The organism is Stutzerimonas stutzeri (genome assembly GCF_002909485.1).
Classification (GTDB): Bacteria; Pseudomonadota; Gammaproteobacteria; order Pseudomonadales; family Pseudomonadaceae; genus Stutzerimonas; species Stutzerimonas stutzeri_AH.
Genome location: NZ_PPXG01000004.1, coordinates 244218 through 256931, shown reverse-complemented (window position 1 = coordinate 256931; position 12714 = coordinate 244218). Strand labels below are relative to the sequence as shown.

10 protein-coding genes are annotated in these 12714 nt (G+C 64.5%); 7 read left to right on the top strand and 3 right to left on the bottom strand.

What is annotated here, in order from left to right:
* Positions 1 to 122: 122 nt before the first annotated feature.
* From eat to eutC, 3 genes are all read left to right on the top strand, one after another.
* A complete protein-coding gene (gene eat, locus CXK91_RS11545) occupies positions 123 to 1571 on the top strand; it encodes an ethanolamine permease (RefSeq protein ID WP_103456214.1) in 1449 nt (482 codons plus the stop codon).
* Positions 1572 to 1586: 15 nt separating this feature from the next.
* Positions 1587 to 2978 carry an ethanolamine ammonia-lyase subunit EutB gene (locus tag CXK91_RS11540; protein WP_103456213.1) on the top strand — a complete coding sequence of 464 codons (1392 nt, stop codon included), beginning with the start codon at positions 1587 to 1589 and terminating at the stop codon, positions 2976 to 2978.
* A gap of 85 nt (positions 2979 to 3063) precedes the next feature.
* Positions 3064 to 3858 (top strand): ethanolamine ammonia-lyase subunit EutC, encoded by a 795-nt coding sequence (eutC, locus tag CXK91_RS11535; protein ID WP_103456212.1) that lies wholly within the window; start codon positions 3064 to 3066, stop codon positions 3856 to 3858.
* Positions 3859 to 3861: 3 nt separating this feature from the next.
* On the opposite strand, the gene CXK91_RS11530 is transcribed toward eutC, so the two are convergent.
* Together CXK91_RS11530 and CXK91_RS11525 are read right to left on the bottom strand one after the other, a co-directional pair.
* Entirely contained in the window at positions 3862 to 5415 is a 1554-nt protein-coding gene (locus CXK91_RS11530; RefSeq protein WP_103456211.1) for an alkaline phosphatase D family protein, read from the bottom strand.
* An 87-nt stretch (positions 5416 to 5502) separates the two neighbouring features.
* A complete protein-coding gene (locus CXK91_RS11525; RefSeq protein ID WP_103456210.1) occupies positions 5503 to 5931 on the bottom strand; it encodes a RidA family protein in 429 nt (142 codons plus the stop codon).
* Between the two features lie 189 nt (positions 5932 to 6120).
* Between CXK91_RS11525 and CXK91_RS11520 the strand changes: the two genes are divergently transcribed.
* Complete coding sequence (locus CXK91_RS11520; protein ID WP_103456209.1) at positions 6121 to 6933, top strand: zinc-dependent peptidase; 813 nt, start codon at positions 6121 to 6123, stop codon at positions 6931 to 6933.
* Between the two features lie 106 nt (positions 6934 to 7039).
* Positions 7040 to 7567: an inorganic diphosphatase gene (gene ppa / locus CXK91_RS11515; RefSeq protein ID WP_014819027.1), complete on the top strand. Its 528-nt coding sequence runs from the start codon at positions 7040 to 7042 to the stop codon at positions 7565 to 7567.
* 54 nt (positions 7568 to 7621) lie between these two features.
* Here the strand turns inward: ppa and CXK91_RS11510 are convergent, their stop codons facing one another.
* Complete coding sequence (locus tag CXK91_RS11510) at positions 7622 to 9106, bottom strand: sensor domain-containing diguanylate cyclase (RefSeq protein ID WP_041015945.1); 1485 nt, start codon at positions 9104 to 9106, stop codon at positions 7622 to 7624.
* A 246-nt stretch (positions 9107 to 9352) separates the two neighbouring features.
* On the opposite strand from CXK91_RS11510, the gene CXK91_RS11505 reads away from it, so the two are divergent.
* Both CXK91_RS11505 and CXK91_RS11500 read left to right on the top strand, forming a co-directional pair.
* Positions 9353 to 10285, top strand: coding sequence for an ABC transporter substrate-binding protein (locus CXK91_RS11505; RefSeq protein WP_103456208.1), 933 nt, complete (start codon positions 9353 to 9355; stop codon positions 10283 to 10285).
* On the top strand, positions 10279 to 12669 hold the full coding sequence (locus CXK91_RS11500; protein WP_103456207.1) for a putative bifunctional diguanylate cyclase/phosphodiesterase: 2391 nt from the start codon (positions 10279 to 10281) through the stop codon (positions 12667 to 12669). The genes CXK91_RS11505 and CXK91_RS11500 overlap by 7 nt, the downstream gene beginning before the upstream one ends.
* The last annotated feature ends 45 nt before the right edge of the window (positions 12670 to 12714 follow it).

The window sequence follows — 12714 nt, the reverse complement described above, 5'->3', positions numbered from 1 at the left end:
GCACGCAAAAGGTGCGTTCCTGCCAAACTTGGCTGACAAATCACTGCAAACAACCCGTTTGTAGCGTGGGGCATGACGCTTGCTAGGGAGAGACTTGCCAACCTATCCAAGAGGATTCCCCCATGGCTCTCGAACACAGCCGTTCAACGCCACCGCACCATGCAATCGATTTCGAAACCGTTGGCAGTAGCTATTTCCAGGAACGCGAACTGAAGAAAGGTGCCGCCGGCTGGGTGCTGCTGGTCGGCCTCGGCGTCGCCTACGTCATCTCCGGCGACTATGCCGGCTGGAACTTCGGCCTCGCCCAGGGCGGCTGGGGCGGGCTGTTCATCGCTACGTTGCTGATGGCGACCATGTACCTGTGCATGTGCTTCTCACTGGCCGAGCTGTCCTCGATGGTGCCCACCGCTGGTGGCGGCTACGGCTTCGCCCGCACCGCCTTCGGCCCGCTGGGTGGCTTTCTCACCGGCACGGCAATCCTTATCGAATACGCCATCGCGCCAGCAGCAATCGCCGTATTCATCGGCGCCTATTGCGAGTCGCTGTTCGGCATCGGCGGCTGGATGATCTATCTCGCCTTCTACATCATCTTCATCGGCATCCATATCTTCGGCGTCGGCGAGGCGTTGAAGCTGATGTTCATCATCACCGCCGTCGCCGCCCTGGCGCTGGCGGTGTTCATCGTCGCGATGGTGCCGCACTTCTCGGTGGACAAGCTGCTCGATATCGCGCCGACCACCGCTGCCGGTGCCAGCAACTTCCTGCCCTACGGCTATGTCGGCATCTGGGCGGCGATTCCCTACGCGATCTGGTTCTTCCTCGCTGTGGAAGGCGTACCGCTGGCCGCCGAGGAAACCAAGAATCCGCAGCGCGACATGCCGCGTGGGTTGATCGGCGCCATGCTGATTCTGGTTGCCTTTGCTGGCCTGATCCTGCTGGTTGGCCCCGGTGGCGCCGGCTCCAGCACGCTGGTGGCGTCCGGCAATCCGCTGGTGGAAGCGCTGACCACCGCCTACGGTTCTTCGACCTGGATGAGCGGCTTCGTCAATCTGGTCGGCCTGGCCGGGCTGATCGCCAGTTTCTTCTCGATCATCTACGCCTATTCGCGGCAGATCTTCGCGCTGTCGCGGGCCGGCTACCTGCCGCGCAAGCTGTCGCTAACCAACAGGAACAAGGCGCCGGTGCTGGCCCTAATCATCCCCGGCATTATCGGTTTCGCCCTCTCGCTGACCGGCCAGGGCGACCTGCTGATCCTCGTCGCGGTGTTCGGCGCGACCATCTCCTACGTGCTGATGATGGCCTCACACATCGTGCTGCGCCTGCGCCGGCCGGATCTGCATCGCCCGTACAAGACACCCGGCGGCATCGTCACTTCGGGCGTGGCGCTGGTGCTGGCCTGCATCGCGGTTATCGCGGGCTTCCTGGTCGACCCGCGGGTGGTCATCGGTGCAGCGATCATCTACGGGATCTTCATCGCCTACTTTGCGATCTACAGTCGACATCATCTGGTGGCGGGCACGCCTGAAGAGGAATTCGCGGCAATCGAGAAGGCCGAGGCGTCGCTGCACTGAAATAAGGAGACTGACATGGCTTACTCGCACAGCGTGGGCGGCACCACCTGGCGCTTCGACGACCTGCGCGAGGTGATGGCCAAGGCCAGCCCGGCGCGCTCCGGCGACCTGCTCGCCGGAGTCGCGGCCGACAGCGACGCCGAACGCGTGGCGGCGCAGATGTGCCTGGCCGCGGTGCCGCTCAAGCGCTTTCTCGAAGAAGCACTGATCCCGTACGAAAGCGACGAAGTCACCCGGCTGATCATCGACAGCCATGACGCTGCGGCTTTCGCCCCGGTCAGCCACCTGACCGTGGGCGATTTCCGCAACTGGCTGCTCGGCGACGATGCCAACGAGTCGTCGCTGAAAGCCCTCGCACCAGGGCTGACGCCGGAGATGGTCGCTGCGGTGTCGAAGATCATGCGCGTGCAGGACCTGATCCTCGTCGCGCAGAAGGTCCGCGTCGTCACCCGCTTTCGCAACAGCATCGGTCTGGCCGGGCGCATGTCCACCCGGCTGCAGCCGAACCATCCCACCGACGACGGCGCCGGCATCGCCGCGAGCATCCTCGACGGCCTGCTCTACGGCAACGGCGACGCGGTGATCGGCATCAACCCGGCCACCGACAGCACCGCCGGCATCTGCGAGCTGCTGAAGATGCTCGACGCGGTGATCGGCCGCTACGAGATCCCGACCCAGGCCTGCATCCTCACCCACGTCACCACCTCCATCGAGGCGATCAACCGCGGCGCGCCGCTGGACCTGGTGTTCCAGTCCATCGCCGGCACCGAGGCGGCCAATGCCAGCTTCGGCATCAGCCTGGCGACGCTACAGGAAGGCTACGAGGCCGGCCTGTCGCAGAAGCGCGGCACCCTCGGCGACAACCTCATGTATTTCGAGACCGGCCAGGGCAGCGCGCTCTCGGCCAACGCCCACCACGGCGTCGACCAGCAGACCTGCGAAGCGCGGGCCTATGCGGTGGCGCGGCGCTTCAAACCGCTACTGGTGAACACCGTGGTCGGTTTTATCGGCCCGGAGTACCTCTACAACGGCAAGCAGATCATCCGCGCCGGGCTGGAAGACCACTTCTGCGGCAAGCTGCTCGGCGTGCCCATGGGTTGCGACATCTGCTACACCAACCACGCCGAAGCCGACCAGGACGACATGGACATGCTGCTGACCCTGCTCGGCACAGCGGGCATCAACTTCATCATGGGCATCCCGGGCTCGGACGATGTGATGCTCAACTACCAGACCACCTCCTTCCACGACGCCCTCTATGTACGCCAGGTGCTTGGCCTGCGGCCCGCGCCGGAGTTCGAGGAATGGCTGGCGAAGATGCAGATCCTCCGTCAGGACGGCAATCGCCTGCAGCTCGGCCGCGAGCTGCCCGAAGCCTTCCGCCGGGCGCTGGAGAAAATGGCATGAAGCCGCTCGCGTTACCTCGCCCATCCTCAGGTGGAAAACGCTGCGCGCTTTTCCACTCGCCTGACCGTCACGCTCCGAGGTAGCCATGCACGACCGCTCCCCCACCACCGAAAATCCGTGGCAGCACTTGCGCCAGCTGACCCCGGCACGCATCGCCCTTGGCCGGGCTGGTGTCAGCCTGCCCACCGACGCGCAGCTGGATTTCCAGTTCGCCCACGCCCAGGCGCGCGACGCCGTGCATCTGCCGCTGGACTGCGAAGCGCTGGCTGGCGAGCTGGAGAAACATGAACTTGGCTGCCTGCACCTGCGCAGCGCCGCTTCAGACCGACAGATCTATCTGCAGCGTCCCGACCTCGGTCGGCGCCTCGACGAAGCTAGCGCCGCCACGCTCGACGAGCATGCGGGAGACGGCTGCGACCTGGCGCTGGTGATCGCCGACGGCCTCTCCGCCCTGGCCGTGCAGCGCCACGCCGCACCAATGGCCTTGAAGATCGCCGAGCACTGTCAGGCCGAAGGCTGGTCGCTCGGGCCGATCACCCTGGTCGAACAGGGCCGCGTGGCGATTGCCGACGAAATCGGCCAGCGCCTCAAGGCGCGCATGGTGGTCATTCTGCTCGGCGAACGCCCAGGGCTCAGCTCGCCGGACAGCCTGGGCCTGTACTTCACCTGGGCGCCGCAGGTCGGCCGCCACGATGCGCAGCGCAACTGCATTTCCAACATTCGCCCCGAGGGACTGAGCTACAACCTCGCCGCGCACCGCCTGCTCTATCTGATGCGCGAAGCCAGCCGCCGACAGCTCTCCGGCGTCCAGCTCAAGGACGAAGCGGAAGTGCCGACGCTGGAAGGCGAATCCCGCGCCGGCAATTTCCTGCTCGGCTAAACATCAGGCCCGCTGCCAGGGCTCCAGCGTCTGGCTGTAGACCACCGCGCCGTCGATGTCGCGCAGACTGACCTGCAACGCAGCGGTCTGCGCGTCGATCTCCACCTCACCGAAAAACTGGAAGCCCGCCCGCGGCGAGCTATTCGCGGTCGCCGGGGCCTTCTGGAACACGACCTCCGGACCAAAGGTGGCGTCCAGCGGGTTCGGCCCGAAGCTGCCGGCATTCAGCGGGCCGGCGACAAATTCCCAGAATGGTTCGAACTGCTGGAAGGCCGCGCGATTGGGGTGGTAATGATGCGCCGCGCAGTAGTGCACATCGGCGGTCAGCCAGACGGTATTGCGCACCCGCGCGCGCTGGATAAAGGTCAGCAACTCGGCGATTTCCAGCTCGCGGCCGAGCGCCTCGCCATCATGGCCGTTGGCAATCGCTTCCCAGCGCGGGCCATCCGGCACGTGCAGTCCGATGGGCATGTCGGCGGCGATGACCTTCCAGGTTGCGCGAGAGGCCCGCAGCTCGCGCTTGAGCCAGCGCAGTTGCTCGCGGCCGAGGAACGCGGTGTCGGCGCCCTGCTCAGCCTGCAGGTTGTGGGTGTTCGGCCCGCGGTAGCTGCGCATGTCCAGCACGAACACATCCAGCAGCGGCCCATAGCTGACCTTGCGGTAGATGCGCCCCTGGGTGTCGCCGCGGGCCATGCGCATCGGCGCGTATTCGAGATAGGCCTGGCGGGCGCGCTGCACCAGGGTGTCGATGTCACGCACCTGCTGGTAACGGTCGTCCAGCTCCTTGCTCGGCGACCAGTTGTTCGTCACCTCGTGATCGTCCCACTGCCAGATCTGCGGCACCTCGGCGTTGAAGGCGCGCAGGTTTTCGTCCAGCAGGTTGTAACGGTAGTTGCCGCGAAACTCGTGCAGCGTCTCGGCAACCTTACTTTTCTCTTCGGTGACCAGGTTGCGCCAGATGCTGCCGTCCTCGGCGGTCACTTCGGCGGGGATCGGCCCGTCGGCGTAGATCACGTCGCCGCTGTGCAGGAAAAAGTCCGGCCGGCGCATGCGCATGCTTTCGTAGATGCGCATGCCGCCGAAGTCCGGGTTGATGCCGTAACCCTGGCCGCAGGTGTCGCCGCCCCAGACGAAGCGGATGTTGCGCGGCCGCTTTGGCGCGCTGCGCAGATGGCCTAGCCAGGGCTCGCTGAGCATGCCGCTGCGGGCATCTTCGAAGCACGCGCGGTAGAAGATCGACTGATCCGCCGGTAGCCCACGCAAGTCGACGCGGGCGGTGAAGTCTTGGCCGGCATCGGTGATCGACGAAACCATGCGCCGCGGATTGCCGAAACGGCTGCGCGTATCCCACTCGACGATCAGCCGCCCGGGCCGATCGCAGCGGCTCCAGATCAGCGCGCGATCCTCCGCCACGTCGCCGGCCTGCACGCCGTCGAGCATCTGCGGGCGTGCGCGCGGCGCGGCGATGATGGCGGGCGCAACGCCCAGGGCCGGCAGGGCCAGGCCGGCGCCGATGCCCTGCAGCAGTTGGCGGCGCTTGTGATCCGGAACGGTCATGACGGAGTCTCCTTGCGAGTGGGTAGTGCTCCTGATGTACCCACCACGCTTGACAGTCCCGTGACGCGCCGACCGGCGGTACTCGGACTATTTCGCGTCCAGCAGCAGCACAGCCTCGATCTCGAACAGCATGCCGTCGAGCGCCAGACGTGGCACCGGGATCAGCGTGCACGCAGGCTTCGGTCCCGACCCCAGTGCACGCTGCAGCTCTTCGCCGAAGACGTGCAGGCGCGCCTCACTGTGCTCAACGATCAGCACGCCAAGCTTGGCGATCTGCGCCGGCGTGCCGCCCGCGGCGCCAATTGCGAGGCACAGATTGCTCAGGGCCTGGCGCACCTGCTCGCGAAAATCGGCCGACAATTGACCGTTTGCCGTCTCACCACCCTGCCCGGCGATGAACGCCATCCGCGCGCCGGGTGGCAGCACAGCCACGTGGGAGTAGCCGTTGGGCGTCGGGTCGTACAGGCCGGGCGGATTGATCAGGGAGAGGGCCTCGCGGCCGCTGTGTTCACTCATTACTTGCTCCTCGTACTGCGCCGTCTGCTGCCAGGCATGCCGACGCAAGAATTCACCGGGCAGAACTTGCCGGCACGTTTACCGTAGCAGGGGCCCGACAATCCGCCATTTGCCACTCGCCTGCGTGCTGCTTGCCCGCTCCCGGCCGCCACGCTTATGGTGAGCGCCCACTTAGCTGGAGCCTCTGTCATGTGGTCCATTCGCGCCTGGCAGCGCAAACGTATCCTTGCCCGCAATCCGGTTACACCGGAGCTGTGGCAGCAGGTGCTCGACAGCCTGCCGATTCTCGATGGCCTGAGCGAGGACGAGTTGAACCGCCTGCGTGAGCGCGCTGTGCTGTTCCTGCATGAAAAGCGGCTGACGCCGCTGGCGGGCGTCGAGCTGCAACCCCAGGACCGCCTGCGCCTGGCGCTACAGGCGCAACTGCCACTGCTGCACCTGGCCGATCTCGGCTGGTATCGCGGCTTTCACGAAATCGTGATCTACCCGGACGACTTCCTGAGCCCGCAGAAGCACCGCGATGCCGCCGGCGTGGAGCATGAATGGGATGGCGAACACAGCGGCGAAGCCTGGCTGCAGGGCCCGGTAATCCTCGCGTGGCCTGGGGTACAGCAGAGCGGTGGCTGGGAGGCCTACAATCTGGTGATCCACGAACTGGCGCACAAGCTGGACATGCTCAACGGCGACGCCAACGGCCTGCCGCCGCTGCACCGGCAGATGCGCATCGACGCCTGGGCCAGCGCCATGCAGCGCGCCTACGACCAGCTCGACCGCATGCTCGACGCCAACCAGGATGCCGAGACGCCGATCGACCCCTACGCCGCCGAGAGCCCGGCAGAGTTCTTCGCCGTTACCAGCGAGTATTTCTTCAGCGCGCCCGACGTGCTGCATCGGGCCTTTCCCGAGGTCTACGCGCAGCTGGCGGACTTCTATCGGCAGGACCCGCTGGCGCGCTTGCAACGCCTGCAGGCCGAACATCCCGATTACCGGGAACCTGCGTAGGCCGGGCGCGTCGAAGCCGGCGTGCATTGCACGCGACATTGCGCCTATAATCGCGCCCACTTTTTCCGCCCCCAGGCCGCGCTGGCCGATCAGGAGCCCATCGTTCATGAGCTACAGCAAAGTCCCGGCTGGCAAAGACCTGCCGAACGACATCTACGTCGCCATCGAGATCCCGGCCAACCACGCGCCGATCAAGTACGAGATCGATCACGACACCGACTGCCTGTTCGTCGACCGCTTCATGGCCACCCCGATGTTCTATCCGGCCAACTACGGTTTCATTCCGCACACCCTGGCCGATGACGGCGACCCCCTCGACGTGCTGGTCGTGACCCCCTACCCGGTTGCCCCGGGTTCGGTCATCCGCTGCCGTCCGGTCGGCGTACTGAACATGACCGACGAAGCCGGCGGCGACGCCAAGCTGATCGCCGTTCCGCACGACAAGCTGACCCAGCTGTACGTGGACGTGAAGGAATACACCGACCTGCCGCCGCTGCTGATCGAGCAGATCAAGCACTTCTTCGAGAACTACAAGGATCTCGAGAAGGGCAAGTGGGTCAAGGTCGAAGGCTGGGAAGGCGCCGACGCCGCCCGTGCCGCCATCATCAAAGCTGCCGAGGCTTACCAGAAGTAAGTCGAAGCACTGAAGAAAAGCCGGCCACAAGCCGGCTTTTTTATTGTCCGCGATTTAGCCTTCCGCTTCGTCCTCCGGGCGGCCGACGCGAACCTGGTTTCGACCTCCGTGCTTGGCGTCATAGAGCGCCTTGTCCGCCCACGCGATCAACTGATCAATCTCATGCTGCCCGGCCTGCGTCTGGGCCACGCCGATGCTAACCGTGATCTCGATGTTGCCCGCTGCGGTCGTCAATGGCGCCTGCTCGATGGCCATGCGAATCTTCTCAGCCACACTGCGTGCGCCGTCGGGATCTGTATGCGGCAGTGCAATTGCAAACTCCTCTCCACCGAGACGGCCGAACAGATCGTGCGCGCGCAGCATGCTGGCGCATGTCGCAGTGAACTGCTTGAGTACCGCGTCGCCGATCGGATGGCCGTGCACATCGTTGACGCGTTTGAAGTGGTCGATGTCGAGCATCAGCAGGCTGAGGCTTTCATCGTGGCGGCGAGCCCGGGCAAGCTCGGCCTCCAGGCCGGTCAGGAACGATCGACGGCTGCTCACCCCCGTCAGCACATCGGTATTGGCCAGCTGCGCCAGTTGATCGTGAGCCTGACGCAGCTTTTCCGTGCTCTGGAAATAGCGGTTGCTCAGGACAAATATCAGCAGTGCGACCGCCGCCAGCAGCAGCGAGATGATGCCAGCCGAGGCAATCAGCAGCTCCCGGCGCTCATCGAACGCAGCCATGAAATCCTTCGGTGACAACAGCACAACGACCACGACCCCATCATCGGCGAGCCGCCGGTAGGCACCCAGGCGATACTCACCATCGATCGCGCTCACCCCTTCGTAATAACCGCGCGCAGGGGCATTCGGATCGAAATAGGGCTTGTCTTCCGGCACCTTGAAACGCCCGTAACGACCGACGACGGGCGCTCCCGCGGCAATCGCACGCAAGCTGCGATCAGTGCCAACCAGCGCGATGCTGCCATTGGGGCCCACGTTTATCTGCTGGTAGTAGTCAGCGAAGAAGCTGGTGGGAATGGAGAGCACCAGAACGCCGGCGAATTCACCGTCTTGATGAATGGGACGAGTGAACTGGATGGTCCACTGTTTCGACACCCTGCCCAGCACCGGCTTGCTGATGAACAGGCGGTCTTCCCCGGGGTGGTCCCGATGTACGCGGAAATGCTCGCGATCACTTAGATCCACAGGCTTGATATTCGCGTCGAGGTTGGAAAAAACCAGTCGGCCGTCCTTGTCGATCACTGCCAGTTGCGTGAGGAAATTGCCATAGACAGCCAGCTCCTCGTCCACATAACTGGCGAAATCGGCGTGCTCCAGCACGTCTTCGCGCATATCCAGGAGCACGGTATCCATCAGTCTTATCACGCTGTGCACATGCGCCTCGAAGGCGGTGGCCAGGTTCATCGCGTCGTTGCGCGCGGCGTCCGTAGCGAGGACGCGCTCGTGCTTTATCTCATTGATAACGAAGACCCACATTGGCACCAGCGTCAGGGTCAATATGAGTGCCGCCAGTAGTCCTGCCTTGCGTTTCAAGCTTCCGCTCCGTCGCGTCCTACGCGAAGTTCTTGTTCTGGAAGCTACCAGACGCGCGCTTGTGCCCGCCGGACACGTTGTCGCAGCTCAGCTGCCACGCCCGCGCAGCAGGCACTGCGAACCCAGGTCATCGCGTCAACGGCGAGGTCTCTACTGCACTCGGTGGGAATACCCACTGCTTTAGCAGGGATTCCCGTGACCGTACGGTTTCGCTATGGTGGCATTCAGGTATCACGGAGTGATCGAATGGTCCGGGGCTCAATACTATTGATGACGTTCATCGTCTTGCTCGGCTGTCAGCCCGACCCGGACAATATCCGGGTCGGCAGTAACCGCTGGCTTGGCTATGCACCGTTGTATCTGGCAGACGAATTTCGATGGACGGCTCCAAGCGGCATTCGCCTGGTTGAGTACCCAACCACCACCGGCGTATTGCGCGGTTTCCGCAACGGCATGCTAGATGCGGCCATGCTCACCCTGGACGAAACGCTGCTGCTGCAGGCGAGCTCCGATCTGAATCTGGAGATCGTCCTGATCGCGAGCGTCTCCGCCGGCGCGGACGTCCTCTTCGCCCGCGCGCCGATAGCCACCCTCGACGACCTGCGTGGCCAGCGAATCGGCGTGGAGAACACTGCGCTTGGTGCCTATTTCCTTTCCCGTGTGCTGGATCAGACGCAGCTGACCATTGCAGACTTGGAGGTGGTCAGCCTGCCGGTGCATGAGCAGGTCGAGGCGTATGCCGCCGGCCGTGTCGATGCGGTCATCACCTTCGCCTCGGAAGGGCCGGCGCTGGAGGCCAGCGGCGCGCGCCGCATCTTCGACAGCCGCCAACTGCCCGGCGAGATCGTCGACGTCTTGGTGGTCGACCGCCAGCGCGTCAATCCCGAGCAGCGCAGGCGTCTCAGGGCACTCTGGTTCGACGCCCTGCGCGCCTGGCAGGATCATCGCAACGAAACCGACCCGCGCCTGCTCGCACGCCTGGGCCTGACGCCCGCTGCGCTGCAGGTCACTCTCGACGGTCTGCTCATGGGCGACCCTGCGGTTAATCGCGAATGGCTCCATGACGGCCAGCTGCGCCGCAGCATCAAGCGCCTGAGCCGGTACATGAGCGAACGACAACTGCTGAACAACATCCGGCATGAGGGGCTGGCCCCCCGCTGTGAGGTGCTCGAATGCTGACAAGACTGTCGCTGCGAAAATCGCTGCCCCTGCTGCTGGGCATCTTCGGCCTGATGTTCACGGTGCTCTTGACCACCTGGCACCTGCCGACGCGCATCGAGGAAACGCTTACCGACTGGCGCGACCACACTGCACAGCACCTCGCCCTGCTGCAGAGCAGCCTGAGCGACCATCGCCGGCTGGGGCGCAACGCCGAGCTGGAGACGGAGCTGGCCGACCTGGCGAGCCTGGAGGGGGTGCGCTGGGCGATGGTGATCGGCCCTGACCTGCAGATAATCGCCACCACCCGGCTGGGCCTGACCGCCGAGCGCCTGGAGCTGATCGACGCCGCCGCGCTCAAGTCCCATGTCGACAGCGGTCGTCCCGCCTGGGCCGGCGAAGGCGCGCGACAGCTGGCGATCTACCCACTGGACCGCGTCGCGCAGAACGGCACGCCGGTGCGCGAAGCGCTGCTGGCCGAATACGACTTCACGCCGATGCTCGCGCAGACCAAACGTGACGCCTGGTTCTATCTGGCCCAGACACTGACTCTTCTGTTACTGCTCGGACTGATCCTTAACCGGCTTTACGGCCGCCTGCTGACACGACGCCTAGCCCGTATCGACGAGGCGGCGCGCCAGTTCGCCATTGATCAGCAACCGCAAAGCCTTGACGTCGGCGGACGCGATGAGATCGGCCGGCTGGCCAGGACGCTGACTCGGATGATGAGCCAGCTGCATGAGCGCCAACTGGCCGTCACCGAAAGCGAGCGGTTGTTTCGCGACCTGGTCGACACGGCGCCGATCGGCATGCTGGTTGTCGATAGCGAACTTCGCGTGCTGCAAGCCAACCCGGCGGCAGCGGCCTTGTTCGGCTGCAACCCCGACGAACTTCGGGGCAACCTGCCAAGTGACCGCCTGATAGAGAGCGACGCCACCGCCCGCGTGCTCAGCACACCGCCCAATACTGCACTCGAGCTGACCGGGCGCCGCAACGATCAGGAAGTGCCGCTGGAGATCAGCTGCACGCCTTTTCAACGCCACGGAGAAAGACACTTCCTGGTGCTGTTGCGCGACATCAGCGACCGGCTACGTGCCGAGCAGCGGCTGCGCTTTCTCGCCCACTTCGACCCGCTTACGCAATTGGCTAATCGCAACTACCTGTTGCAGCGGCTGGAGCAATTGTTAGCTGCGCGGCTGCCCGTGAGCATGCTCTATCTCGATCTCGATCACTTCAAACGCATCAACGACAGCCTCGGTCATGAAGTCGGCGACAAGCTGCTGGTACAGATTGGCGATCGCCTCGGCCAACTGATGCCCGAGCATGCGCTGCTGTCGCGAACCGGCGGTGACGAGTTCATGCTGCTGCTCGATGGCAATGACATCGCCAGCGCCGAAGAGCTGGCACGACGCATCATCGACGGTTTCCAGGCACCGGTGCGCATTGGCCAATACGAATGTTTCGTCAGCCCCAGCATCGGAATAACCGTCAGCAACGACAGGCACAGCGCCACTGACCTCCTCAAGCAATTGGACCTGGCGCTGTATGCAGCCAAGGACGCCGGCCGCAATTGCACAGTGGTCTACAACGAAGCGCTTAGCCAGGCTGCCGCTAGCCGCAGGGTGCTGGAACAAGCGCTACGCCGCGCGTTGGACCGTGAGGAATTCGTCCTGCACTACCAAGCCCAGGTGAACTCCCAGGGCGAACCGGAAGTCATGGAGGCCCTGCTGCGCTGGGACTCGCCCGAACGCGGCCTGGTGCCACCGAGCGAGTTCATCCCGGTGCTGGAGGATAGCGGCATGATCATAGAGGCGACGCGCTGGGTGTTCCGTGAAGCCTGCCGCCAGGCCTGTCGCTGGCATGCCCAGGGCTACTCGCTGCGCATCGCGGTCAACCTCTCGCCGCTGGATTTCAAGCAGGCCGATCTGGCTGGCAGCCTGCTGGAGATTCTCGAAGAAGAAGGCGCCTCGGCGAACATGCTGGAGCTGGAGATCACCGAAAGCGCGCTACTCGAAGCCGACGAGCACGTTCAGCAAACGCTTACCCGCCTGAAGGCTGCCGGGCTGCCGCTGCTGCTCGACGACTTCGGCACCGGCTATGCCTCGCTGACCTACCTGCAGCGCTTCCGCTTCGATGGCATCAAGATCGACCGCGAGTTCGTCAGCGGACTGCCGGATAGCGAACAGTCGGTCGCGCTGGTGCGCGGCATCCTCACCATGGCCAGCCACCTCGGCCTGCACGTGGTCGCCGAAGGCGTGGAGAACGAACGCCAGGCGGCGTTCCTGCGCCTCAACGGCTGCCCCAGCTTGCAGGGATTCCACTACGCACGGCCGCAGCCGGCCGCGCAGTGCCGCCTGCAGCAGAATGGCCGACCGATCAACCTGCAGCTGCCGCTGGACGGATAAGCACCGACCGGCGTGCCAGCATTAAGCCTGCAATTGCGAACAGTT